The sequence below is a fragment of the Exiguobacterium sp. s128 genome (genome assembly GCF_018618815.1).
In the GTDB taxonomy this organism is placed as follows: domain Bacteria; phylum Bacillota; class Bacilli; order Exiguobacteriales; family Exiguobacteriaceae; genus Exiguobacterium_A; species Exiguobacterium_A antarcticum.
This window is the reverse complement of record NZ_JACSMT010000111.1, coordinates 1-360: the sequence shown is the minus strand read 5'-3', so window position 1 is coordinate 360 and position 360 is coordinate 1. Positions and strand designations below refer to the sequence as shown.

The 360-nt window shown below is 51.9% G+C and carries 2 tRNA genes; both read left to right on the top strand.

Annotation, left to right across the window (positions count from 1 at the left end):
- Positions 1–122: 122 nt before the first annotated feature.
- Positions 123–199 (top strand) — tRNA-Ile (locus KNQ13_RS15855).
- Positions 200–221: 22 nt separating this feature from the next.
- A tRNA-Ala gene (locus tag KNQ13_RS15850) sits at positions 222–294 on the top strand.
- Positions 295–360: the final 66 nt, after the last annotated feature.

Here is a 360-nt window from a genome sequence, read left to right as displayed (position 1 = left end):
AGGTAGCCGTATCGGAAGGTGCGGCTGGATCACCTCCTTTCTAAGGAAAACGTCCCGTAAGGGACATGCCCATCGTTCAGTTTTGAGAGTCCGATCTCTCAATTGAACATCCCATTTTGAATGGGCCTATAGCTCAGCTGGTTAGAGCGCACGCCTGATAAGCGTGAGGTCGGTGGTTCGAGTCCACTTAGGCCCACCATTCAATTTTATAGTTCCATCACGGGGCCTTAGCTCAGCTGGGAGAGCGCCTGCCTTGCACGCAGGAGGTCAGCGGTTCGATCCCGCTAGGCTCCATTTGTCTTGTCCTTTTGGATGAGGCACTCGCACCTTGAAAACTGAAGACATCAACAAGACATCAAA